23 protein-coding genes are annotated in these 23,650 nt (G+C 72.2%); 16 read left to right on the plus strand and 7 right to left on the minus strand.

All coding sequences use genetic code 11. The features are described 5' to 3' along the window. Positions 1 to 16 precede the first annotated feature (16 nt). The 3 genes from IEZ27_RS16875 to IEZ27_RS16885 are packed head-to-tail and all read right to left on the minus strand — an operon-like array spanning position 17 to position 2,210. Positions 17 to 904 carry a CPBP family intramembrane glutamic endopeptidase gene (locus IEZ27_RS16875; RefSeq protein ID WP_189648066.1) on the minus strand — a complete coding sequence of 296 codons (888 nt, stop codon included), beginning with the start codon at positions 902 to 904 and terminating at the stop codon, positions 17 to 19. Beyond that, positions 901 to 1,866, minus strand: a complete 966-nt coding sequence (locus tag IEZ27_RS16880; RefSeq protein WP_189648067.1) for a DUF1648 domain-containing protein — start codon at positions 1,864 to 1,866, stop codon at positions 901 to 903. The genes IEZ27_RS16875 and IEZ27_RS16880 overlap by 4 nt, the downstream gene beginning before the upstream one ends. Next, positions 1,863 to 2,210 carry a GntR family transcriptional regulator gene (locus IEZ27_RS16885; RefSeq protein WP_125630823.1) on the minus strand — a complete coding sequence of 116 codons (348 nt, stop codon included), beginning with the start codon at positions 2,208 to 2,210 and terminating at the stop codon, positions 1,863 to 1,865. Before IEZ27_RS16885 ends, IEZ27_RS16880 begins: the two co-directional genes overlap by 4 nt. 106 nt (positions 2,211 to 2,316) lie before the next feature. Here IEZ27_RS16885 and IEZ27_RS16890 point away from each other — a divergent pair, with 106 nt between their 5' ends. The 14 genes from IEZ27_RS16890 (at position 2,317) to IEZ27_RS16955 (ending at position 17,403) form a co-directional block, all read left to right on the plus strand. Continuing rightward, positions 2,317 to 3,783, plus strand: coding sequence for a leucyl aminopeptidase (locus IEZ27_RS16890; RefSeq protein ID WP_189648068.1), 1,467 nt, complete (start codon positions 2,317 to 2,319; stop codon positions 3,781 to 3,783). A 51-nt stretch (positions 3,784 to 3,834) separates the two neighbouring features. Next, complete coding sequence (lpdA, locus tag IEZ27_RS16895; protein WP_189648069.1) at positions 3,835 to 5,199, plus strand: dihydrolipoyl dehydrogenase; 1,365 nt, start codon at positions 3,835 to 3,837, stop codon at positions 5,197 to 5,199. 38 nt (positions 5,200 to 5,237) lie between these two features. After that, positions 5,238 to 6,674: a 2-oxoglutarate dehydrogenase, E2 component, dihydrolipoamide succinyltransferase gene (gene sucB / locus IEZ27_RS16900; protein ID WP_189648070.1), complete on the plus strand. Its 1,437-nt coding sequence runs from the start codon at positions 5,238 to 5,240 to the stop codon at positions 6,672 to 6,674. Between the two features lie 66 nt (positions 6,675 to 6,740). Continuing rightward, positions 6,741 to 7,634, plus strand: coding sequence for a TIGR01777 family oxidoreductase (locus IEZ27_RS16905; RefSeq protein WP_189648071.1), 894 nt, complete (start codon positions 6,741 to 6,743; stop codon positions 7,632 to 7,634). Between the two features lie 36 nt (positions 7,635 to 7,670). Next, positions 7,671 to 8,408 carry a Type 1 glutamine amidotransferase-like domain-containing protein gene (locus tag IEZ27_RS16910; RefSeq protein WP_189648072.1) on the plus strand — a complete coding sequence of 246 codons (738 nt, stop codon included), beginning with the start codon at positions 7,671 to 7,673 and terminating at the stop codon, positions 8,406 to 8,408. 37 nt (positions 8,409 to 8,445) lie between these two features. Then, on the plus strand, positions 8,446 to 9,138 hold the full coding sequence (lipB, locus tag IEZ27_RS16915; RefSeq protein WP_125630834.1) for a lipoyl(octanoyl) transferase LipB: 693 nt from the start codon (positions 8,446 to 8,448) through the stop codon (positions 9,136 to 9,138). Between the two features lie 57 nt (positions 9,139 to 9,195). Then, entirely contained in the window at positions 9,196 to 10,179 is a 984-nt protein-coding gene (locus IEZ27_RS16920) for a M48 family metallopeptidase (protein ID WP_189648073.1), read from the plus strand. 42 nt (positions 10,180 to 10,221) lie between these two features. Continuing rightward, positions 10,222 to 11,151: a lipoyl synthase gene (gene lipA, locus IEZ27_RS16925; protein ID WP_125630838.1), complete on the plus strand. Its 930-nt coding sequence runs from the start codon at positions 10,222 to 10,224 to the stop codon at positions 11,149 to 11,151. 92 nt (positions 11,152 to 11,243) lie between these two features. Then, positions 11,244 to 12,200 carry an AraC-like ligand-binding domain-containing protein gene (locus IEZ27_RS16930; protein WP_189648074.1) on the plus strand — a complete coding sequence of 319 codons (957 nt, stop codon included), beginning with the start codon at positions 11,244 to 11,246 and terminating at the stop codon, positions 12,198 to 12,200. A gap of 96 nt (positions 12,201 to 12,296) precedes the next feature. Then, entirely contained in the window at positions 12,297 to 12,680 is a 384-nt protein-coding gene (locus IEZ27_RS16935; RefSeq protein ID WP_189648075.1) for a VOC family protein, read from the plus strand. Next, the gene (locus tag IEZ27_RS16940; protein ID WP_229824053.1) at positions 12,677 to 13,492 is read left to right on the plus strand and encodes an alpha/beta fold hydrolase; all 816 of its coding nucleotides are present in this window, start codon (positions 12,677 to 12,679) and stop codon (positions 13,490 to 13,492) included. Before IEZ27_RS16935 ends, IEZ27_RS16940 begins: the two co-directional genes overlap by 4 nt. 52 nt (positions 13,493 to 13,544) lie before the next feature. After that, on the plus strand, positions 13,545 to 15,902 hold the full coding sequence (locus tag IEZ27_RS16945) for a glycoside hydrolase family 3 protein (protein ID WP_189648076.1): 2,358 nt from the start codon (positions 13,545 to 13,547) through the stop codon (positions 15,900 to 15,902). Between the two features lie 56 nt (positions 15,903 to 15,958). Then, on the plus strand, positions 15,959 to 16,639 hold the full coding sequence (locus IEZ27_RS16950; protein WP_125630848.1) for a DUF4191 domain-containing protein: 681 nt from the start codon (positions 15,959 to 15,961) through the stop codon (positions 16,637 to 16,639). Then, positions 16,639 to 17,403 (plus strand): class I SAM-dependent methyltransferase, encoded by a 765-nt coding sequence (locus IEZ27_RS16955; RefSeq protein WP_189648077.1) that lies wholly within the window; start codon positions 16,639 to 16,641, stop codon positions 17,401 to 17,403. Before IEZ27_RS16950 ends, IEZ27_RS16955 begins: the two co-directional genes overlap by 1 nt. Here IEZ27_RS16955 and IEZ27_RS16960 read toward each other — a convergent pair. From IEZ27_RS16960 to IEZ27_RS16975, 4 genes are read right to left on the minus strand one after another with little or no spacing between them, the layout of a single operon-like run. After that, positions 17,384 to 18,322, minus strand: a complete 939-nt coding sequence (locus IEZ27_RS16960) for a hypothetical protein (protein WP_229824055.1) — start codon at positions 18,320 to 18,322, stop codon at positions 17,384 to 17,386. The two genes, IEZ27_RS16955 and IEZ27_RS16960, sit on opposite strands and share 20 nt — an antisense overlap. Continuing rightward, positions 18,319 to 18,939, minus strand: coding sequence for a TetR/AcrR family transcriptional regulator (locus IEZ27_RS16965; protein WP_229824056.1), 621 nt, complete (start codon positions 18,937 to 18,939; stop codon positions 18,319 to 18,321). Before IEZ27_RS16965 ends, IEZ27_RS16960 begins: the two co-directional genes overlap by 4 nt. A 51-nt stretch (positions 18,940 to 18,990) precedes the next feature. After that, positions 18,991 to 20,178: an MFS transporter gene (locus tag IEZ27_RS16970; protein ID WP_189648078.1), complete on the minus strand. Its 1,188-nt coding sequence runs from the start codon at positions 20,176 to 20,178 to the stop codon at positions 18,991 to 18,993. After that, on the minus strand, positions 20,175 to 20,636 hold the full coding sequence (locus IEZ27_RS16975; protein ID WP_125630854.1) for an RDD family protein: 462 nt from the start codon (positions 20,634 to 20,636) through the stop codon (positions 20,175 to 20,177). The genes IEZ27_RS16970 and IEZ27_RS16975 overlap by 4 nt, the downstream gene beginning before the upstream one ends. A 77-nt stretch (positions 20,637 to 20,713) precedes the next feature. On the opposite strand from IEZ27_RS16975, the gene IEZ27_RS16980 reads away from it, so the two are divergent. Further along, a complete protein-coding gene (locus IEZ27_RS16980; protein ID WP_189648079.1) occupies positions 20,714 to 21,739 on the plus strand; it encodes a hypothetical protein in 1,026 nt (341 codons plus the stop codon). Positions 21,740 to 21,834: 95 nt separating this feature from the next. Next, positions 21,835 to 23,259 carry a type I glutamate--ammonia ligase gene (gene glnA / locus IEZ27_RS16985; RefSeq protein ID WP_189648080.1) on the plus strand — a complete coding sequence of 475 codons (1,425 nt, stop codon included), beginning with the start codon at positions 21,835 to 21,837 and terminating at the stop codon, positions 23,257 to 23,259. The last annotated feature ends 391 nt before the right edge of the window (positions 23,260 to 23,650 follow it).

The raw sequence follows: 23,650 nt of genomic DNA on the forward strand, positions 1-23,650 counted from the left end.
CCCGTACGCGGGACGTTCAGCCGACCGGCTCCGGGGTGCGGGCCGGCAGGCGCCGGAGGAGGAACACGCAGAGCAGGGCGAGCGGGACCCAGCCGACCAGCCCGGTGAGCCCGGCCAGCGTGGTGTCGGGCGGGGCCGCGGCGTCGCCGAGCAGCAGCACCGCGGGCAGGACGGCGTTCAGCGACCCGTGCGCGACGACGCAGGGCCACACGCTGCCCGTACGCAGCCTGAGCCAGCCGATCGCGATGCCGGCCAGCACGCAGAAGCCGATGAACTGCAACGCCGCCCACGACCCGATGCTCGGGTAGTTGTAGCCGAGCAGGGTGAGCGGGGCGTGCCACAGGCCCCAGATCGCCCCGGACAGCGCCAGGCCGCCGAACGCGCCGTACGTCGAGGAGAGCCGGGGCAGCAGCCAGCCGCGCCAGCCCCACTCCTCGCCGAGCGAGGGCACGGCGTTCAGCACCGGGCCCACCAGCACGGCCACGGCGATCTGCAGGTAGAGGGCCGGGCCGGGGTTCGCGGGCGGCTGCACGCCCTGCGCCTCCAGCGCCGCCGCGAACAGGCTGAACCGGTCGAGGTCGAGCGGGAACAGCCCGACGGCGGTGCTGAGCCCGGCGCTGACGGCGATCAGCAGCGGCACGCCCAGCCAGGCGGCGAGGACGTACCGGCCGGTACGCCCCTTGCGCTCGCCCAGCGTCAGACCGGTCTCGGCGGCCCACCGCCGCCAGGGCGCGCGCGACAGCGCCCACACCCCGAGCACCCCGGCGGTGGGGGTGAACATCATGATCGCGGCCAGCCCCTTCGCCGCCGGCGAGCCGAGTCCGGCGCCGAGCCAGATGGGCAGCGCCACCAGCCAGGACAGGCCGAAGGCGAGGACGAGGTAGACGGGAAGTTGTCTTCTCATGACCGGGCACGCTCCGCGACGAGGGCATTGATGAGGGACGCGCCGCGCTCGGCGTCGTCGATGCTGATGGTCAGCCGGCCGCCGGACCGGTAGGCGAGGACCAGGCACTCTCCGCCGCGCAGCATGATGGTGGCCGCGCCGGGCAGGCCGCGGAAGCCCCATCCGCCGACCTCGCTCGGCCGGCGGTCCTCCGTCCAGGCCCGGTCGATCCTCGACAGCGGGATCCGGCGGGCCAGGACGCCGAGCGGGCCGAAGCCGATGACGACCGTGTCGTCGCCGGCCCGTACGGACAGTGTCGAGGTCGCCACCCCCGCGACCAGCACGATGACGGCCCCGGGCAGGACCGACGCCAACGTCCCCGCCTCGACGACCCCGGCCAGGCGCAGCCCGCACAGGACGACGATCACCGCCGCCGCCGTGACCGCCAGCGCGACCAGCCACGGGTTGACCAGGTGGCTGACCCAGACCGTACGCCGGCCGGGACGCAGCCGCATGGCCGGGGGCGCCTGCACGCCCTCGACCGGGTCGGGCCCGCCCCTGCCGAGGTACCCCGCGAGCACGCCCACCCCGGCGGAGGCGAGGACGACCAGCACGACGTGGCCGCCGGGCAGGCTCGCGGCGCTCCAGTGGGGCACGTCGAGGTTGGCCGACACCGTGGAAGCCTGGGTGCCGAGCACCAGCGTGCCGCCGCCGAACAGCGCGCCCCACCACAACATCCGGCCGTTCCTGCGGCGCAGCGACCAGCCGCGCGCGGTGGCGGCCAGCATCGCGACCCACACCACGGTCCACACCGCCGCGACGGTGAGCACGTGGGTGGTGAAGGACGCCATGCCGTCGGGCCCCGACCCGGTCCAGTGGGTGGCCAGCGGATCGGGCAGCCGGTCGCGCAGCCCCATCGGGACCAGGACCAGGGCCGCGGTGACGACCGCGCCCCACATCGCGGCGACGATTCTGGGGTTCATGGCAGATCCTCCAAAATGGTGATGAGGTCCTCACGGCGGTAGCCGTGCTTCTTGGCCTCCTCCAGCAGCTCCCGGGCCCGCTGCACGAGCAGCGCGCGCCCGTCGGCCCGGCCCGCGACGCTGACCCCGCGCCCCCGCCGGAACTCCAGCAGCCCCTCGTCGCGCAGGTCGCGCAGCGCGCGCAGCACGGTGTTGGGGTTGATGCCGAGCGCCCTGGCCAGGTCGCGGGCAGGGGGGAGGCGTTCTCCGGGGGCGTAGGAGCCCTCTCCGATGGCGCGGCGGATGGCGCCGGCCACCTGTTCATGGAGGGGACGTGCGTCGTTGAGGTCGAGAGCGAGCAGCATGATGCTAATGACACTAGCACCATGTCGCATAACGGGCGCGACCTGCGATTTGTAGGATGAACCCCTGTTTGTGAGTACCCAGAAACCGTGGATAGCATCGGTTTACGTGACCACTGTGCGGTTGAACTCAGCAGACCCAGCCTCCGTCGACACCGACGCGTTGATCGTCGGCTTCCGGCCCGGCCAGAACGGCCCCCGCCTCACGGGCGCTGAGTCCCTTGACGCGGCCTTCGGCGGCAACCTCGCCGCCTCCCTCAGCTCCGTCGGCTTCTCCGGCAACCCCGGAGAGCTGGCCAAGCTCCCCACGTTCGGCGCCATCGCGGCCCCGGTGCTCGTCGCCGTCGGCCTGGGCGACTCGCCGGATCTCGAGTCCCTCCGCCGCGCCGCGGGCGCCGCCGTCCGGTCGCTCGCCGGCACCGGCCGCGCCGCGCTGGCCCTGCCCGCCGACGACGCCGCGCAGGCCGAGGCCGTCGCGCTGGGCGCGCTGCTCGGCGCCTACGGCTTCGCCCGCTACCGTACGGGTGAGGACCAGAAGGCCCCGGTCTCCGAGATCACGGTCCTGTCGGGGCAGTCCGACTCCGTGGCCGAGCGGGCCGGTGTGCTGGCCGAGTCCGTCGCGCTGGTCCGCGACCTGGTCAACACGCCGCCGTCCGACCTGTGGCCGGCCAAGTTCGCCGAGATCGCCGAGCAGGAGGGCGCCAAGACCGGGCTGACCGTCGAGGTGCTCGACGAGAAGCAGCTCAAGGACGGCGGCTACGGCGGCCTCATCGGCGTCGGCCAGGGCTCGGTCAACCCGCCGCGCCTGGTCCGCGTCTCCTACAACCACCCCGACGCCGCCAAGACGCTGGCGTTCGTGGGCAAGGGCATCACCTTCGACTCCGGCGGCCTGTCGCTCAAGCCGTCCGCCTCCATGGACTGGATGAAGTCCGACATGGGCGGCGCGGGCGCGGTGCTCGGCGCGCTGATCGGCATCGCCAGGCTCGGCCTGCCGGTCAACGTCGTCGGCTACCTCTGCCTGGCCGAGAACCTGCCGAGCGGCACCGCCCAGCGTCCCTCCGACGTCATCCACAGCTACAGCGGCAAGACGGTCGAGGTGCTCGACACCGACGCCGAGGGCCGCCTGGTGCTCATGGACGGCATCGCGCGCGCCGCCGAGGACTCCCCCGACCTGATCGTCGACATCGCCACGCTGACCGGCGCGCAGATCGTCGCGCTCGGCTGGCGTACGTCCGGGGTCATGTCCAACGACGACGCCGTCAGGGAGCTGGTCGTCGAGGCCGCCACCGCCGCGGGCGAGGGCGCCTGGGGCATGCCGCTGCCCGAGGAGCTGCGCAAGGGCCTCGACTCGCCGGTCGCCGACATCGCCAACCTCCACCCCGAGCGCTTCGGCGGCATGCTGACCGCGGCCATCTTCCTCAAGGAGTTCGTGCCCGACGGGGTGCGCTGGGCCCACATCGACATGGCCGGACCGGCGTTCAACAAGGGCGAGCCGTACGGCTACACCCCCAAGGGCGGCACCGGCGCGATCACCCGCACCCTCATCGGACTCGCAGAGCGGCACGCGAGCATCTGAAACAAATGAAAAGATGACGGCATCACGAACACCCCGACAAGGAGCTTTCCTGTGGCCTATGACATCGTCGTCCTAGGTGGCGGCAGCGGCGGTTACGCCTGTGCTCTCCGGGCGGCCGAGCTGGGCAAGTCGGTCGTCCTGATCGAGAAGGACAAGATCGGCGGCACCTGCCTCCACAGGGGATGCATCCCCACGAAGGCCCTGCTGCACTCGGCGGAGGTCGCCGACGAGACCCGCGAGAGCGCGTCCTTCGGCGTCAAGGCGAGCTTCGAGGGCATCGACGTCCAGGGCGTGCACGCGTTCAAGGACAAGATCGTCACGCGGGCATGGAAGGGCGTCCAGGGCCTGCTCAAGGGCGCGGGCGTGACGATCGTCGAGGGCGAGGGCCGGCTGGTGGGCCCGCGCAGCGTGCAGGTGGGCCAGGAGGTCTACGAGGGCGCCAACCTCGTGCTGGCCACCGGCTCGGCCCCGCGCACGCTGCCCGGTCTGGAGATCGACGGCGAGCGGGTCATCACCAGCGAGCACACGCTGCGGATGGACCGCGTGCCGTCGTCGGTGATCGTCCTGGGCGGCGGGGTGATCGGCGTCGAGCTGGCCAGCGTCTACCGCTCCTTCGGCGCCGAGGTCACCATCGTCGAGGCGCTGCCGCATCTGCTGCCGACCGAGGAGGAGTCCAGCTCCAAGCTTCTGGAGCGGGCCTTCCGCCGCCGCGGCATCAAGTACGAGCTGGGCGTCTTCTTCGACTCGGCCAAGACCACCGAGACCGGTGTCGTCGTCACGCTGGCCAACGGCAAGACCCTCGACGCCGAGATCCTGCTCGTCGCGGTCGGCCGGGGCGCGGTGTCGTCCGGCATGGGCTTCGAGGAGCAGGGCGTGGCCGTCGAGCGCGGCGCGGTCGTGGTCGACGACCACTGCCGCACCTCGGTCCCGGGCGTCTACGCCATCGGCGACCTGATCCCCACGCTGCAACTCGCGCACGCCGGGTTCGCCGAGGGCATCCTGGTGGCCGAGCACATCGCCGGCCTCAACCCGCCGCCGATCGACTACGCCGGCGTGCCCCGCATCACCTACTCCGACCCCGAGGTCGCCTCGGTCGGCATCACGTCGGCGCAGGCGGCCGAGCGCGGCATCGAGATCGTCGAGCAGGTCTACGACCTCGCGGGCAACCCCAAGAGTCAGATCCTCGGCACCTCCGGGGCGGTGAAGGTGATCGCCCAGAAGGACGGCCCGGTCGTCGGTGTCCACATGGTGGGCCGGCGCATCGGCGAGCTCGTCACTGAGGGCCAGCTGATCTACAACTGGGAGGCGCTGCCCGCAGAGGTCGCCCAGCTCATCCACGCACATCCGACCCAGTCCGAGGCAGTCGGTGAGGCGATGCTGGCCCTGGCCGGCAAGCCGTTGCACGTACACAACTAGTCCAGCCCTCGAGATCAGAACGCGAGAGAAGAATAACGATGCCGGTCTCCGTACAGATGCCCCAGCTCGGCGAGAGCGTGACCGAGGGCACGGTAACCCGTTGGCTGAAGAAGGAGGGCGAGCGCGTCGAGGCCGACGAGCCGCTCCTCGAGGTCTCGACCGACAAGGTCGACACCGAGATCCCGTCGCCTTCCGCGGGTGTCCTCACCAAGATCGTCGTGGCTGAGGACGAGACGGTCGAGGTCGGTGCCGAGCTCGCCATCATCGACGAGAACGCCCAGCCGGGCGCCGCCGCCCCGGCCCCGCAGGCCGCTCCGGAGCCCGAGCCGCAGCCCGAGCCCGCCCCGGCTCCGGCGCCCCCGGTCTCCTCCATCCCGCAGCCGGCCCCGGCCCAGGCCGCGCCGCCGCAGCCCGCGCCCCAGCAGGCCGCTCCGGCCCCGCAGCCGTCGCCGGTCGCGACCACGCCGGCCGCCGAGCCCACGCCGCTGCCGTCCTCGGGCGACAGCCCCTACGTGACGCCGCTGGTGCGCAAGCTCGCCAACGAGCACGGCGTCGACCTCGACTCGATCAACGGCACCGGCGTCGGCGGCCGCATCCGCAAGCAGGACGTGCTGGAGGCCGCCAAGTCCCAGCGCGAGCAGGCCGCGCCGGTCGCCGCCGCGCCCGTCGCCCAGCCCGCCGCCGCGCCGGCTCCGGCCGCCGCCCAGGCGCCGGTCGCCGCCGCTCCCGAGCCGGTCGAGGTCGACACCACGCTGCGCGGCCGTACGGAGAAGATGACGCGGCTGCGTCAGACCATCGCCAAGCGCATGGTCGAGTCGCTGCAGACCGCGGCGCAGCTCACGTCGGTCGTCGAGGTCGACGTCACGAAGATCGCCCAGCTCCGGGCGCGGGCCAAGGACGACTTCTTCCGCCGCGAGGGCGTGAAGCTGACCTTCACCCCGTTCTTCGCGATGGCCACCGTCGAGGCGCTCAAGCAGCACCCGAAGCTCAACGCCACGATCAACAACGAGACCAACGAGGTCACGTACTTCGACGTGGAGAACCTGGGCATCGCGGTCGACACCGAGCGCGGCCTGCTCGCGGCGGTCGTCAAGAACGCCGGCGACCTCAACCTCGCCGGCATCGCCCGCAAGGTCACCGATCTGGCCGAGCGCACCCGTAACAACCAGGTGACGCCCGACGAGATCACCGGCGGCACGTTCACGCTGACCAACACCGGCAGCCGTGGCGCGCTGTTCGACACGCCGATCCTCAACCAGCCGCAGGTGGGCATGCTCGGCACCGGCGCGGTCGTCAAGCGGCCCGTCGTGCTCGACACGCCCGAGGGCGAGGTCATCGCGGTGCGGTCGATGGTCTACCTGGCGCTGACCTACGACCACCGCCTGGTCGACGGCGCCGACGCCGCCCGCTTCCTGACGACGATCAAGCGTCGCCTGGAGGAGGGCCGCTTCGAGGCCCAGCTCGGGCTCGCGTAGTCATCGCGGACAAAGGCCGGGCGGCTCCTTCCGGGGGCCGCCCGGCCTTTGGCGTACTGTGAGGCCATGGCGATCATCGTGACCGGGGCCTCCGGCCTGCTCGGTACGGCGCTGGTCGGGGCGCTGCTGGACGAGGGGCGCGAGGTCGTCCGTCTGGTCCGGCGGCAGCCCGAGGGGCCGGGAGAGGCGTTCTGGGACCCGGCGGCGGGGGCGATAGACCGGGCCGCGCTCGAAGGGGCCGAAGGCGTGGTCCACCTGGCCGGGGCCTCGGTCGGCGACCGGCGCTGGACCGCCGCCTACAAGACCGAGCTGGTGCGCAGCCGGGTGGAGGGCACCCGGCTGCTCGTCGACGCGCTGCGCGCCCTCGACGCCCCGCCCGCGGTGCTGCTGTCGGCCTCCGGGGTCGACTTCTACGGCGACACGGGCAGCCGGGAGATCGACGAGGGCCAGGGCAGGGGCCGGGGTTTCCTGGCCGAGTTGTGCGAGCGCTGGGAGCGGGAGGCCGAGCGGGCCGGGGAGGCCGGGATCCGGGTCGCGCGGCTGCGTACGGCGATGGTGCTGAGCCGGCACGGCGGGGCGCTCGGCCGCATGTTGCCGATCTTCCGCATCGGGCTCGGCGCGCCTTTGGGGACTGGACGGCAGTACTGGTCGTGGATCTCCCAGGACGATTGGGTAGCCGCCGCCCTACATATCCTGAAAAATCAGGAAATCTCAGGGCCGGTGAATCTCGGCTCGCCTTCTCCGGTCACCAATGAGGAATTCACCCGAACTCTCGGTAAATGCCTGCGTAAAGGCACTGTGCCCATGCCGGTTCCGGCGTTCGCCCTGTCCATGGGCGTGGGGGAATTCGCCCGCGCGGGGCTGCTGCCGAGCCATCGGATGATTCCGCGGAAGCTGCTTGACAGCGGTTACGGCTTCACGCATACGCGTCTCGACGAGGCGCTGAGGGCCGTACTGTAGGGTGCCGTTCGTCCTTCAGCACGCAGGAGATCCGACATGAGCAGGTCAGGACAGTCACACATTCTGGCGATCGGGGGCGGGTCGTTCCGCCAGAGCGAGCGCCACAACTTCATCGAGGCGAGCGGCCTGCTGCGGTACGGCCTCGACCTGACCGGCCAGGACCGCCCCAAGCTCGGTCTGGTGGCCACGGCCCTCGGCGACTCCTCCGACTGGCTGCTGAAGATGTACGGCGCGTTCTCCGGCTGGGACGTCGAGTTGAGCCATTTGACCGTGTTCCCCATGCCCAACGTTGAGGATCCGCGGTCGTGGGCGCTGGAACAGGACATGATCTACGTCAGCGGCGGCAGTGTGGCCAACCTGATGGCGTTGTGGCGGCTGCACGGCCTCGACGACGTCTTCGAGGAGGCCTGGCGGGCGGGTGTGGTGCTGGCCGGGCAGAGCGCGGGCGCCCTGTGCTGGCACGTGGGCGGCAACACCGACTCCTTCGGCCCCGGGCTGCGGCCGTGGGCCGACGGGCTGGGCCTGCTGCCGTACTCGTGCGGGGTCCACTACAACGCCGAGCCGCAGCGCCGCCCGCTGTTGCAGGAGTCGGTGGCCTCGGGCGAGCTGCCCGGCGGTTACGCCGCCGACGAGGGCGTCGCCCTCCACTACGTGGGCACCGAGTTCATCCAGGCGGTCACGGTCGACCCCGCCGCCTACGCGTACAAGCTGGAGTACGACGGTGCCACGGGCGTCAAGGAGTTCAGGATCGAGCCACGCCTGTTGACCCCCTGATTACCCTGACTGGGTGAGGGAACGGCACAATAGGCTCATGCGCCCCACCCATGGGGACGATCCCCACGCGCTCGCCGTCGTCCGCCTCGGTGTCGACGTCCCCTACGAGCAGGCCTGGTCGCTGCAGCGCTGGATGCACGCCAAGCGGATCGCCGGCGAGCTGGGCGACGCGGTCCTGATCCTTGAGCACGCGCCCGTCTACACCGCGGGCAGGCGCACCCTGCCCGCCGACCGCCCCGCCGACGGCACGCCCGTCGTCGACGTCGACCGGGGCGGCCGGGTCTCCTGGCACGGCCCCGGCCAGCTCGTCGCGTACCCGATCGTCGGCGTGGCCGACGTGACCCGGTACATCTGCGCGCTGGAGGAGACGATGATCCAGGTGTGCGCCGACTTCGGCGTCACCGGCCGGCGGGTGCCGGGGCGTCCGGGGGTGTGGGCGGCGGGCGACGTCAGCCTGGGGCTGCCCGACCGGCAGCTCGGCGCGGTCGGCATCCGCGTCGCGCGCGGCGTGACGATGCACGGCTTCGCCCTCAACTGCGCCAACGACCCCAGGTGGTTCAACCGGATCGCGCCGTGCGGCCTGACCGACGCGGGGGTCTCCTCGTTGTCGGCGGAGACCGGCCGCCGGATCGTGGTCGAGGAGGTCGTGCCGATCGCCGAGAAGCGGCTGGCCGAGGCGCTGGGCATGGAGCCGTACGACCTGCATGAGGAGGACCTGCTGCGCAGGTGACCGAATCGGCATCGGACAGCGGTCAAATCTGGATCTTTCCGGCCTACCATCGGGAGTGTGAAGCGTTTAGCCGCTCTTGTTCTCGCGCTGCTGGTTCACCTGCTCACGCTGGCCTTCCTCGTGCTCGGGGCCTGGGCCGTGCTGGCGCATCTCGACTCCCTGCTCGGGTGGCTGCTCGGCGGCGTGAGCCTGGCCGTGGGCTGGGCGCTGCGGCCGCGACTGGCCCGCCTGCCCGCCGACGCCGAGGTGCTCGACCGCGCCGCCGCCGGTGAGCTGTACGCCCTGGCCGACCGCGTGGCCGACCGGGCCGGCGTCAAGAGGCCGCGCAAGGTCGCGCTCAGGGACCTGGCCACCGAGACGGTCTACGACCATGTGGGCGTGCTGCGCACCCCGGTGCTGGTCATCGGGCTGCCGCTGTGGCTGGCCCTGCCGCCGCGGGAGCGGGTGGCGCTGCTGGCCGCCGCGTACGCCCGGAAGCCGGCCGGCGAGGAACTGGTCGTGGACGGCGCCCTGTTCACGCTGGCCTCCTGGCACGACGCGCTGCTCGGGTCGAACGTGCCGCTGAAGATCAGGGAGGAGGCCCAGACCACGATCGCCAGGTCGTCCCTGGGCGCGATCGACCAGCCGGGCACGACGTACGAGGTGATGGGGGCCTTCGGCCGGTTGATCGGCCGGGTGCTGGGCGGGCCCGTGCTGCTCGCCGAGTACGCGCTGACCGGGCTGGCCCGCGCCGGGCGTCCCCGTACCGAGGAGCGGCGGGAGGCGATCGCGCGGCGGGTCGTGTCCGAGGCCGAGCTGGCCGAGCTGCGGGACGTGGCCGCCGGCGGCTACCTGGCGCCCATCCAGGCGGCGGCGCTGCGCGGCGAGAGCGTCACGGCGATCCGGCAGGGCGCGCTGGCCCGCCACCGGCTCACCAACGACGGCGTGCTCACCTCCGCGCCCCACTCCGAGCTGCTGGGCACGGCCGCGTCCGCGCTGATCGACGAGGAGCTGCTGCGCCACTACACCCGGGCGATCCGCGGGTTCGGCCTCATCACCTGACCCTCGAACGGTCCGGCTCGCGGGCGGACGTAAGCTGGACGGGTGACCGTTGCTCCTGAAGGCCGAAAGCTCCTCCGCCTGGAGGTGCGTAACGCCGAAACCCCTATCGAGCGCAAGCCCCCGTGGATCAAGACCAAGCTGAAGACGGGCCCCGAATACACCGAGCTGAAATCGCTCGTGCGCCGGGAGGGCCTGCACACGGTCTGTGAAGAGGCGGGCTGTCCCAACATCTACGAGTGCTGGGAGGACCGCGAGGCGACCTTCCTCATCGGCGGCGACCAGTGCACCCGCCGGTGCGACTTCTGCCAGATCGACACGGGCAAGCCCAAGGAATACGACCGTGACGAGCCGCGCCGGGTCGCCGAGTCCGTCCAGCAGATGGGCCTGCGCTACGCGACCGTGACCGGCGTGGCCCGCGACGACCTGCCCGACGGCGGCGCCTGGCTCTACGCCGAGACCGCGCGGCAGATCCACTCCCTGCTGCCGGGCTGCGGCGTCGAGCTGCTGGTGCCCGACTTCAACGGCAACCGCGAGCAGCTGGAGGAGGTCTTCTCCAGCAAGCCCGAGGTGTTCGCCCACAACGTGGAGACCGTGCCGCGCATCTTCAAGCGCATCCGCCCGGCCTTCCGCTACGAACGCTCGCTCGGTGTGATCACGACGGCCCGCGAGGCCGGTCTGGTCACCAAGTCCAACCTGATCCTGGGCATGGGCGAGACGCGCGAGGAGATCGTCGAGGCGATGCGCGACCTCCACGCCGCGGGCACCGACCTGCTGACGATCACCCAATACCTGCGGCCGACGCCGCGCCACCACCCGGTGGAGCGCTGGGTCAAGCCGGAGGAGTTCGTCGAGCTGCAGGCCGAGGCCGAGGCGATCGGGTTCGCCGGGGTGCTGTCCGGCCCGCTGGTGCGCTCGTCCTACCGCGCGGGCAGGCTCTACCAGCAGGCCATCGAGGCCCGCCAGAGCGCCTGACCCCCACGTGAGCAAGAGCCCCGGGCCTGGATTGCCCGGGGCTTCTCGCGTCCCTACCATGGCCGCAGCGGCCGAGGGAGGGGCGAAGGGCGATGGCGACCGTGATCCGCACGAGCGACCTGCCCGCCCGCAGCCGGCACGACGCCTGGCGCGGCATCGTCTGCGACACGCTCGGCCCGCTCGACCTGCGCATCGACCTCGACGCGCCACTGCGGGGCGAGATCGAGCTCGGGCAGCTCGGCCCGGTGGGCGTGGGCCGGGTCGCCACCACCACGCCGCACAGCGTCCACCGTACGGCGCGGCTGATCCACCGCGACAACCCCGAGCTCTACCGGGCCGTGCTGGCCGTCTCGGGCGAGCCGGTACTGCGCCAGGACGGCCGTGAGATCCGCCTGGCCAAGGGCGAGTTCGCGATCTACGACTTCACCCGGCCCTACGAGGTGGCCTACGACGCGGCCGTGCGGCTGGCGGTGTTCAGCTTCCCGCACGAGCTGCTGCCCCTGCCCCACCACGACGTCGCCCGGCTGACCGCGGTGCCCGTCTCGGCGCGTTCCGGCGCCGGGGCCCTGGCCGTGCCGCTGTTGCGCCGGGTCGCCACGGACCACGACGAGTACACCCCGGCCAGCGCGGCCCGGCTGGCGACGGTGGTGATGGACCTGGTCACCACGGCCCTGGCCGAGCGCGCCGAGCAGGGTGAGGCGGTGCCGGAGGACGCCCGCCGCCGTACGCTGCTGCTGCGCGTACGCGCCTTCATCGACCAGCGGCTGGGGTGGGGCGACCTCGATCCCGCCATGGTGGCCGCCGCCCATCACGTCTCGGTGCGTTACCTGCACCGGCTGTTCGAGTCCGAGAACACGACGGTGGCCGCCTGGATCAGGCACCGTCGTCTTGAGCGCTGCCGCGCCGACCTGCTCGCCGCCCGCCACCTGACGGTGAGCGAGGTGGGTGCCCGGTGGGGGCTGCCCGACGCGGCCCACTTCAGCAGGCTGTTCAAGCGCGCGTACGGGTTGCCGCCCGCCGAGTTCCGCCGCGCCCATCCCGTGCGCTGATCGTCAACTCCCCTGGCGCTGTGATCCAAGACGCGCGGAGCGGCCCGCAGCAGACTGAGGGTGTCGCACATCCCCTCTGAAGCGAAGGACCAGGACATGCAGCTCTTCGTCAACCTCCCGATCAAGGACCTCGACCGGTCGCAGAAGTTCTTCACCGAGCTCGGCTTCACGATGTTCGGCATGGCCGAGGGCATGGCGTCGGTGATCATCAGCGAGCAGACGCAGGTGATGCTGCTCACCGAGCCCACGTTCGCCACGTACGTGAGCAAGGAGATCTCCGACGCCACCACCAGCACCGAGGCGATCCTGGTGCTCGGCATGGAGAACCCGGCCCAGGTGGACGAGCTGGTCGACAAGGCGCTCGCGCTGGGCGCCACCCCGGCCGGCACGCCGCAGGAGGGCGGGTTCCGCTACCAGCGCGGCTTCGCCGACCTCGACGGCCACCACTGGGAGGCGCTCTGCCTGGTCCAGCCCGCGTGAGCGGCCCGATCAGCGGCCCGGTGAGCGGTGCGGTCACCTCGGCGGACGGCACCGTGCTGGCCTTCGACTCCTGCGGGGCCGGGCCGGCGGTCGTGCTGGTCAACGGCGCGTTCGGCGACCGGGCGCACCCGACGCTGGCGGGCGTGGCCGCCGCCCTGTCGCCCTGGTTCACGGTGGTCAACTACGACCGCCGGGGCCGGGGCGGCAGCGGCGACACCCTCCCGTACGCGGTCGAGCGGGAGGTCGAGGACCTGGCGGCGGTGATCGGCGCGGCGGGCGGTACGGCCATGGTGTTCGGCGGCTCGTCCGGGGCGGCGCTGGCGCTGGAGGCCGCCGCGAGCGGTCTCGGCATCACCCGGCTGGCGGTGTGGGAGCCGCCATACCACGTGGACGACAGCGCTCCCCCGCTGCCGGACGACTTCGCCGAGCGGCTCGCGGCGCTGGTCGACGCGGGCGAGTGGGAGGAGGCGGTCGAGCGGTTCATGGTGGCGGCGGCGCAGGTGCCGGTCGAGGCCGTGGCGGCGATGCGGGCGGACCCGTCCTGGTCGTACCTCAAGGGCGTGGCCCGCACGCTGGCCTACGAGGCGGCCGTGCTCGGGCCGGGCAACCGGCTGCCGGGCGCGCGGCTGGCCGCGATCACGCGGCCGGTGCTCGTGCTCAGCGGGGAGCGCAGCCCGGGGTGGATGGCGGCGGCGGCCCTGGCGGTCGCGGCGGCCGTGCCGGGGGCGCGGCACCGGGTGCTGGAGGAGCAGGCCCACGCCGTGACGGCGGAGGCGCTGGTGCCCGAGTTGCTGGAGTTCTTCGCCCGCTGACAGGTTTTGTGCAACGTAAAGGTCACAAACCTATCGAGTACTCGGTTTTCTGATGAACACTGTTGCCGTGGAACTCGACGAACTGATCAACCGGCTCGACCTCGCCACCAAGATCCGCCTGCTCACCGGGGCCGACATGTGGTCCCTCCCGCCGGTCCCCGAGATCGGCCTCGACCGGCTCGTGATGAGCGACGGCCCGATCGGCGTACGCGGCGAGCAGTGGACCTCCGCCGACCCGTCGATCGCGCTGCCCAGCCCGACCGCGCTCGCCGCGACCTGGGACGTGGACCTCGTCCGGCGGGCCGGGGCGCTGCTGGCCCAGGAGGCCCGGCGCAAGGGTGTGCACGTGCTGCTCGCGCCCACGATCAACCTGCACCGCTCCCCGCTCGGCGGCCGGCACTTCGAGTGCTTCTCGGAGGACCCGTACCTGACGGGCGAGATCGGCGCGGCGTACGTGGAAGGCGTGCAGGAGGGCGGCGTGGCCACCACGCCCAAGCACTTCGTGGCCAACGACTTCGAGACCGACCGCTTCACCGTCGACGTCGAGGTCGGTGAGAAGGCGCTGCGCGAGGTCTACCTGCGGCCCTTCGAACGGGTGGTACGGGCCGGCGCCTGGGGCCTGATGACGGCCTACAACTCGGTGAACGGCACCACCATGACCGAGCACTCCGCCCTGGTCAACGACGTGCTGAAGGGCGAGTGGGGGTTCGACGGGTTCGTCGTGTCCGACTGGACGGCCGTACGCAGCACCGAGGCCGCCGCCATGGGCGGCACCGACGTGGCCATGCCCGGCCCGTTCGGACCGTGGGGGGACAAGCTGGAGGCCGCCGTACGGGAGGGGCGGGTGCCCGAGTCGGTGATCGACGACCGGGTCCGGCGCATCCTGCGGCTCGCCCGGCGCACGGGCGCGCTCGGCGGCGGCGACCGGCCCGAGCCCGGCGTGATCGACGGCGTCGCGCTGGCCCGCGAGGTGGCCGTGCGCGGGTTCACGCTGCTCGCCAACGACGGCGTGCTGCCCCTGCGGGACGTGCGCACGCTGGCGCTCATCGGCTCGGCCGCCGGCGAGGCCCGGGTCATGGGCGGCGGCAGCGCCCAGGTCTTCCCCGACCGGGTGGTCTCCCCGCTGGACGGGCTGCGCGGGCTGGAGGGCGTCGAGGTGCGCCACGCCCTCGGCACCGACCCGCGGGTCCGCCTGTCCCCGCTGGCCTGCCCGGCCGTGGCGCAGTTCCTCGACGAGGACGGCGGCCTGCTGGCCGAGCACCCGCTGGCGGCGGCCGAGGCCCGGTGGGTCGGGCAGCTCCCGCCGGACGTGGACGGCGAACGCCTCAAGGCCGTACGGCTGCGGGCGTCGTACACGCCGGGCAAGGGGGGCCGGCACGAGCTGTCGGTGGCCGGGGTGGGGCCGTTCACGGTCACGGTGAACGGCGAGACCGTCTTCGACCAGGCGATCGAGCTGGAGGGCGGCGACCCGGCGGCCGCGTTCCTGTCGCCGCCGGAGCGGCGGTTCGCGGTGGAGATGGCCGCGGGCGAGCCGTACGAGCTGAGCGTGACGCATCCGGCGGGGGCCTTCGGCGGCATGGCGTTCGTGGCGTACACGCTGGGGCACGCCGACCCGATGCCGGGGCCGGACGAGCTGATCGCCGAGGCCGTACGGGTGGCGGCGGACAGCGACGTGGCCGTGGTCGTGGCCTCGACCACGCCGGAGGTGGAGAGCGAGGGCTTCGACCGCGCGAACCTCCGGCTGCCCGGCCGCCAGGACGAGCTGATCCGCGCCGTGGCCGCGGCCAACCCGCGCACGGTGGTCGTCGTCAACGCGGGCTCGCCGGTCGAGATGCCGTGGGCGGAGGAGGTCGCGGCCGTGCTGCTGACCTGGTTCCCCGGGCAGGAGGCCGGGACGGCGCTGGCCGACGTGCTGTCCGGCCGTGCCGAACCCGGCGGCCGCCTGCCCACCACCTGGCCCACGACCCTCCAGGACGCGCCCGTCGTGAACGTGACGCCCGTGGACGGCGTGGTGGCCTACGACGAGGGCGTGCACATCGGTTACCGGGCCTGGGAGCGTTCGGGGCGGGCTCCGGCGTTCTGGTTCGGCCACGGGCTCGGCTACACGACCTGGAGCTACGACTCGATCGCCGCCGAGGGCGACACCGTGACCGTGGCGCTGACCAACACCGGCGACCGCTTCGGCCGCGAGGTCGTGCAGATCTACGCCTGCCGGGGCGGCGAGCGCTGGCTGGCCGGGTTCGACGTGGTCGAGGCCGAGCCGGGGCAGACCGTGATCACGACCGTCTTCCTGCCCGAACGCGCCTTCCAGGTGTGGGAGGACGGCTGGCGTACGGTCGAGGGCGAGTACACGCTGCGGGCATCGCACCACGTCGCGGACCCGAGGCTGTCGATCACGGTGAAGATCTAGCGAAAAGGCCAGGCGCATTTTCCATAGTGCACCAGTTGGTTTGTATCCTTCTGAGCATGGCAAAGTCCGAGGATCCAGAGAAGCCGGGGCGCATCAAGCAGCTCCGCATGATCGCGCAGATCATCAAGCAGGCCAATCCCAAGGGGATGCCGATCGTCTTCCTCTCGGCGGTGGGCACGCTGGCTGTGGTCGTCGTGATCGGCCTGGTCACGGACTACCTGTGGTATTCGGTGTTCATCGGCGTCCTGGCCGCGCTCACCGTCGGGCTGGTCGTCTTCGGCCAGCTCGCCCAGAAGGCCCAGTACTCGATCCTGCACGGCCAGACCGGCGCCGCCGCCGCGGTGTTGCAGGGCATGCGGGGCAACTGGCAGGTCACCCCGGCCATCGCCGTCAACCGTGACCAGGACCTGATCCACCTCGTCGTCGGCTTCCCGGGGGTCGTGCTGGTCTCCGAGGGGCCCGGCAACCGGGTGGCCAAGATGCTCGCGGCCGAGAAGAAGCGGGTCGCGCGCGTGGTGCTGGGCGTCGAGATCTACGACATCCAGTGCGGCGACGGCGAGGGCCAGGTCCCGATCAGCAAGCTCCAGCGGCACATCATGAAGCTGCCGCGCAACCTGAAGAAGCCCTCGGTCAACGAGGTCAAGGACCGGCTGCGCTCGCTGCCGAAGAACCTGCCGATGCCCAAGGGCCCGATGCCCAAGGGCGCCCGCATGCCGCGCGGCCCGAAGATGCGCTAGTGCTGTCGGTCTCCTCGCGGGCCAACCGCCACTGGTGGGACGGCAACGCCGACGACTACCAGGTCGAGCACGGCGAGTTCCTGCGGGACACCGGGTTCGTCTGGTGTCCCGAGGGCGTCGACGAGGCCGACGCGCACCTCCTGGGCGAGGTGCGCGACCGGCGCGTGCTGGAGATCGGCTGCGGCGCGGCGCAGTGCGCGCGGTGGCTGGTCACGCAGGGCGCGCGGGTGGCCGCGTTCGACATCTCCCACCGGCAGCTGCGCCACTCCCGGCGCATCGACCTCGACACCGGCCTGCACGTCCCCGTGGCGCAGGCCGACGCCGAGTCGCTGCCGTACGCGAGCGGGGCCTTCGACCTGGCGTGCTCGGCGTACGGGGCGCTGCCGTTCGTGGCCGATCCGCTGGCGGTCTTCCGCGAGGTGCGCAGGGTGCTCAGGCCCGGCGGCCGGTTCGTGTTCTCGGTGAGCCATCCGATCCGGTGGGCCTTCCCCGACGACCCGGGCCCGCGGGGGCTCACCTCCGACCGGTCCTACTTCGACCGTTCGCCGTACGTCGAGCACGACGACGACGGCACCCCCGCCTACGTCGAGCACCACCGCACGATGGGCGACTGGATCGGCCTGCTGGCCGCCTCCGGGCTGACCCTGACCGGCCTGCTGGAGCCGGAGTGGCCGCAGGGGCACGAGCGGGCGTGGGGCGGCTGGAGCCCGCTGCGCGGCCGGCACATCCCCGGCACGGCCATCTTCACCTGCGCGAATACCTAGCCGCCAGCGCGGCGAAGACCTCCTTGGGCTCCCAGCGGGTCTCGTCGAGCATCCTGACCACGCCGTAGGAGCCGAGGTCGGCCGCGCCGCGCCGGTTGTATCCGGCGAAGGTGAACCAGAACGCCGCGTCCAGGCCCTCGGCCTCGAAGACGTCGAGCAGTTCGTCCAGGTAGCGGACCTGCTCGCCCTCGTCGGGCACGGCCCCCTCGGGCACGACGTACGCCGACCCGCCCCGCTCCCCCGCGCCCTTGTAGGCGCACGTGCCGAACTCGGTGGCGGCGACCGGCTTGCCGTGGGCGAAGTGGGCGCGCAGCTCCTCGGCGAAGCCGCCGGCGTTGTAGGCGGCCCGGTAGGCGTCGACGCCCACGATGTCGAAGGGCGTCCAGTCGATCAGCTCCCACGGGCCCGACGCGTACGTGAGCCGGCCGCCGAACCTGGGCCTGACCACCGCGGCTGCCTCGGCCAGGAAGGCGTTGAAGCGCGGCACGATCTCGGCCAGCGACTGCCACCACGCCAGGTCGGCCGTCATCATGGCCTCCAGGCGCTCGCCATAGGTGGCGCCGGGGATGAAACCGTGGCAGAAGGCGCTGGACTCGCAGCCGATGACGAGCACGACCTCCGCGCCGGTCCGGCGCAGGGCCTCGGCGCGATCGGCGCAGTCGGCGTAGAGGGCGAGGGCCTCCTCGGGGGTGGCGTCCACGGGGAAGGGCGCGAACCACACCTCCAGCCCGGCCGCCGCCGCCCGTTCGGCCGCGACGGTCAGCCGTCCGGGGTCGCCGCCGGAGACGCGGACGGCCGTGCAGTGGAGGTCGTCGGCGATCACCCGCATCTCGCGGGCGACGACGTCGGGGTCGAACACCGGCCGGGTGAGCTGGGGGCCGTTCAGGAAACCGATATCGTAATTGATCCCTTTTTTCACGATTTTTCCTTTTTTATGGATGAGAAGCCGTATTCGAGGAGGTCGAAGGCTGTTTCGACGTCCCTGGCCAGGAGCAGTCCCGCCTCCTCCAGCGGGACCCCGGCGGCGAGCCGCTGGAAGAACGACTCCTGGAGCGTGGTGATCGCGGCGGTGATCTGGCCGGCCATGAGCTGGGCCGTCACGTCCCCGGCGGGCACGCCCGCCGCCTCGGCCAGCGCGGCGGCCAGCTCGTGGCGCGCCCCCGCGTGGGTCTGGTGGACGGCGGCCAGCAGCGCCGGGTTGGCCGCGATCACCCGGACCCTGGTCAGCAGCTCCTCGACGTCCACCTCCCGCGCGCCGGCCATCGACCGGTAGTGCTCGCGCAGCGCGCCGAGCGGCGAGCGCCCTTCCCCGCGCCCCACCACGATCGCGGCCGTGTCGTCCTTGACGCCGTCGAGGGCCAGGCACTCCTTGCTGGGGAAGTACGCGAACAACGTGACCTTCGCGACCCCGGCCGCCTCGGCGATCTCGTTGACCGTCACCGCGTCGTAGCCGCGCTCGGCGAACAGCCGCATCGCCGTCTCCGCGATGCGCCGCCGGGTCTGCTCCTTCTTGCGCTCCCTGAGCCCCGCCATCATGCGACCCACAATAACCGTACCGAGTATGTTTTCAAACCCGGTACGGGTTTTTCATTCCGCGGTGCTCATCGGCGCGCGGGCGGCGAGCCCGGCGGTGGCGGCGAGCATGGCGGCGCTGAGCGAGAAGACCCCGAGCACGCCGGTCGCGCCGGCCACCACCCCGGCCAGGGCCGGGACCAGCACCTGGCCCAGCCGGTTGCCGGTCAGGCGCAGCGCGAGCGCCGTGCCGCGCTCCCCCGCCCTGGCCCGGCCGGCCACCCACGACAACGTCAGCGGCTGGCCCAGCCCCAGCGCGAACCCCATCAGCGCCACCACGGGCACGGCGGCGGCCGGCCCGCACAGGGGCAGGGCGGCGACGGTGACCGCGGCGACGACGGTGCTGGTCACGAGGACGGCGCGGCGGCCGTACCGGAGGACCAGGCGTTCCATGGCGAGCCTGCTCGCCATCGTGGTGGCGGCCCGCAGCGCGAGCAGCGCGCCGACCGCGACCACCCCGGCGCCGCGGCTCTCCCCCCAGGCCGGCAGGTACGCCAGCACCAGGTCGATCGTGGAGACGGTGGCCAGGCTGGTGACCAGGGCCTGCCACATGCCCTCCTGGCCGAGCGTGCCCCGCAGCGGGAAACGCCGGCCCGCGGCCCGCTCCCGTACGGCGCCCCCGCCCGCGGACGGCAGGCTCGCCAGCCCCGCCACCAGCCCGAACCCGGCCGCCACGACCAGCGCGGGCCCGACGTCGGCCGCCTCCCCCCGAGAGGCGAGCGTGCCGCCTGCCACCAGGGCCGCCGCGGCCGGTCCGGCGAGCTGGCCGAGCGAGGTGAACACCGTGAAGCGCGCGTAGGCGCGGTCGTGACCACCCGCGGCCACCCGGTTGGCGATGACGGCCTGCTGGGCCACGACGGACAGCAGGTGCCCGAGCCCGAACAGCGCGTTGAGCAGCACCAGCGCCCACAGGGAGTGGGCCACGGCCAGCGCCAGGGCACTGCCGGTGATCAGCGCGGCGCCCAGCAGCGCGGCCCCGCGCTCGCCGGAGGCGTCCACCCAGCGGCCGACGGAGACGGCCGCGAAGAGCGGCAACAACGAGAACCCGGCGGTGATGAGCCCGATGCCGAGGTTGCCCGCGCCGATCTCGATGGCCCGGTAGCTCACCATCGGCCGGGCCGCGAACGTGGCCGCCTGCACGCACACCGCCGCCACCATGAGCGGCCCGAACCACCGGCCCGAACCGGCCCGGGGGTTCGTCACATCCGGACGACCACGGTGTTGGACACCCGGTCGTGCACGCCGCGGTGGTCGCGGTCCCAGATCAGCGCCGGCAGGGCCAGGCCCAGCAGCACGGTACGCACCAGAACGGGCAGCAGGCGCGGGGCTCCGCCGTCCATGGCGGCGACGCGGATGCCGGCCAGGCGGTGGCCGAACGTCTGGCCCATGAAGCCGACGAGCAGCAGGTATTGGAGCGCGAAGACCAGGACGGGTGCCCATGGGGACTCGGCCGGGTTCATCCTGAGCAGCAGTTGCACGACGACCCAGGTGCAGATCATCCAGTCGATCACCAGAGCGGCGATCCTGCGCCCCCATCCGGCGACCGATCCGCTGCCCTCCTCGGGCAGCCCGAGGCGCTCCCCCGGGTATCCGAGATCGATCCCGGCCGAGCGGAGGCCGCCCAGCCAGGTCTGCGTCCACCGCGGCTCGTTGCTGCTCATGCCTTCAACGGTATCCGGCCCCCGGGCCGGTCGGCATCGTGACCCAACCGCGCTCTGCCGTCGCCATCATGGTCGCCATGCCACACGGGGATGACCTTGACGCGCGCTTCAACGAGGTGGTCGCGCAGATAGGACAGGACGAGCGCCGCAGGATGCGGTCCGCCGCCGCCAAGGCGGCCAAGGAGGGCGCGACCAGGCAACGCGCGCCAGGCGAGCCGGGCGGGCCGCGCCGGTCACGTCCGGGGCGCGCGCCCGCCGACCGCGCGCCGCGCCGGCTCGGCCGGTCGTCGGTCGTCCTGATCATGTTGTGCGCGCTCGTGGGCGCCGCCGGGATCATGATCACGTACCGGCCCGACCTGCTCGGCGCGAACCCGGGCCTGGAGGGCGTGCCGGTCCTCGCCGACCCCGTGCCGGCGGCCGACCCCTTCGCCGGCTCGCCCGCCGAGAAGTACGCCGACGGCGCAGCGGGTTTCGTGATGCCCGAGGCGAAGGCGCTGGGCGGCCTGTCGAAGGCGGACGTGGCGGGCGGCCTGGAGCGTACCCGCGCGCTGCTGGCGGCGGCCCTCCTCGACCGCAAGACGCTTCTGGGGGGCCGTCCCACGGCCTTCGCCCGGCTGCTCGACCCCGGCCAGCGCGAGAGGTTCTACGAGGAGCTGGGCGGCAAGCCCTACGACAGCCGCTACATGGTCACCAGCTTCGCCCCGCGCAGCGCCGACCTGGCCACCGACGTGATCAAGGTCAACGGCGCCGCCCGCCTGGACACCTTCCGCGAGGGCGGGCGGCACGGCGTCAAGATCGACGTGAACTACCTGGTCGCCTACGCGGTACGCCGCCCCGGCGCGCCGTCCACCACCATGCGCCTGGTCGCGCACCTCTCCGGCGAGGTGCAGCTCTACCGCTCCGGCGGCAGGACGGCCCTGTTCGTGAACTGGTCGATGAGCCCGACCCCGGCCAGTTGCGACACCCACGACGGTTTCATCCACCCCGTCTACGCCGACGACCCGCCCGGCACCGTCCCGGCGACGGGCCCGCCCATCGACCCCTACGACCTGGCGGATCGGCCGCGCTCCGGCGAGGGCTGCGACACGGCCCAGGGGACGTGACCTTGCGTAACACATGCGAAACAATCGAGACACCGTATGGAAACGGCCTCGGCCTAGCGTCGGCATGATGGCCAGTCCCTCAGGGAGGTTCGAGAGTGTTCAACTCCGCCGACGACGTCCTGAAGTTCATCAGTGACGAAGGGGTGCAGTTCGTCGATGTCAGGTTCACCGACCTGCCGGGGACGACCCACCACTTCACCTTCCCGGTAGAGAACTTCGGCGCGAACGTCTTCACCGACGGGCTCATGTTCGACGGTTCGTCCATCCGCGGCTTCCAGGCGATCCACGAGTCGGACATGCTGCTGCTGCCTGACCCGTCCAGCGCGGTGGTCGACCCGTTCCGCCAGCACAAGACGCTCAACCTCAACTTCTTCGTGCACGACCCGCTGACCGGCGAGGCCTACAGCCGCGACCCGCGCAACGTGGCACGCAAGGCCGAGGAGTACCTCAAGGGCACCGGCATCGCCGACACGGCCTACTTCGGCCCCGAGGCCGAGTTCTACATCTTCGACGACGTACGCTTCGAGACCCGCCAGAACGCCGGCTACTACTACATCGACTCCATCGAGGGCGCCTGGAACACCGGCAAGGCGACCGAGGGCGGCAACCTGGGCTACAAGCCGCGCTACAAGGGCGGCTACTTCCCGGTCCCGCCGATGGACCACTTCACCGACCTGCGCTCGGAGATGGTGCGCAACCTCATCGAGTGCGGCATCGACGTCGAGATGCAGCACCACGAGGTCGGCACGGCGGGCCAGGCCGAGATCGACTTCAAGTTCGGCACGCTGCTCAAGACGGCCGACAACCTGATGCTCTACAAGTACGTCATCAAGAGCACCGCCCTGGAGTACGGCCACACCGTCACGTTCATGCCCAAGCCGCTGTTCGGCGACAACGGCTCCGGCATGCACTGCCACCAGTCGTTGTGGAAGGACGGCTCGCCGCTGTTCTACGACGAGGTGGGCTACGCGGGCCTGTCCGACACCGCCCGCCACTACATCGGCGGCCTGCTGCGCCACGCGCCGTCGCTGCTGGCCTTCACCAACCCGACGGTCAACTCCTACCACCGCCTGGTCCCGGGCTACGAGGCCCCGGTCAACCTGGTCTACTCCCAGCGCAACCGCTCGGCCTGCGTACGCATCCCGATCACGGGCTCCAACCCGAAGGCCAAGCGCATCGAGTTCCGTGTGCCCGACCCGTCGTGCAACCCGTACTTCGCGTTCTCGGCGCAGCTGATGGCCGGCATCGACGGCATCCGCAACAAGATCGAGCCGCCGGAGCCGGTCGACAAGGACCTCTACGAGCTGCCGCCGGAGGAGGCCCGCTCGGTGCCGCAGGTGCCGGGCTCGCTGCCCGAGGTGCTCGCCGCGCTGGAGGCCGACCACGACTACCTGCTCGAAGGCGGCGTGTTCACGCCCGACCTGATCGAGACGTGGGTGGCGTACAAGCGGGAGAACGAGGTCGACCCGATCCGCCTGCGCCCGCACCCGCACGAGTTCGAGCTCTATTACGATGTGTGACGTCGCGATGGCGTGACGATCGCGACCCGACCGGCAACCACGCGGGGGCGCCACCGATCATCTCGGCGGCGCCCCCAGCCGTGCCTGCGCGCAGGTGTTCGTGGCCGCCTCCACCGTCGACCTGGCCGGCGAGGACCTCGTGACGGAGTTCGAGTGGGACATGACCGCGACGACGGCGACCCCGTCGAGGAGTACCTGATCCAGGTGTGGCCCGCCCCGCTCATCGCCAAGTCCACCAGCGAGGTCGCGGCCACGTGGAGAGCGCGCTGAAGCCGGGTTCCCGGACGTCCTCGCCGGACACCGGCGGTCCCCCGCACGAAGCAGAAGGATGATCTGGCGGGCTTGGCCGAACGCGGTTACGGTGATCCCAGATCGCGCGGCCGGCCTTCCG

Source organism: Nonomuraea spiralis (assembly GCF_014648435.1).
In the GTDB taxonomy this organism is placed as follows: Bacteria; Actinomycetota; Actinomycetes; order Streptosporangiales; family Streptosporangiaceae; genus Nonomuraea; species Nonomuraea spiralis.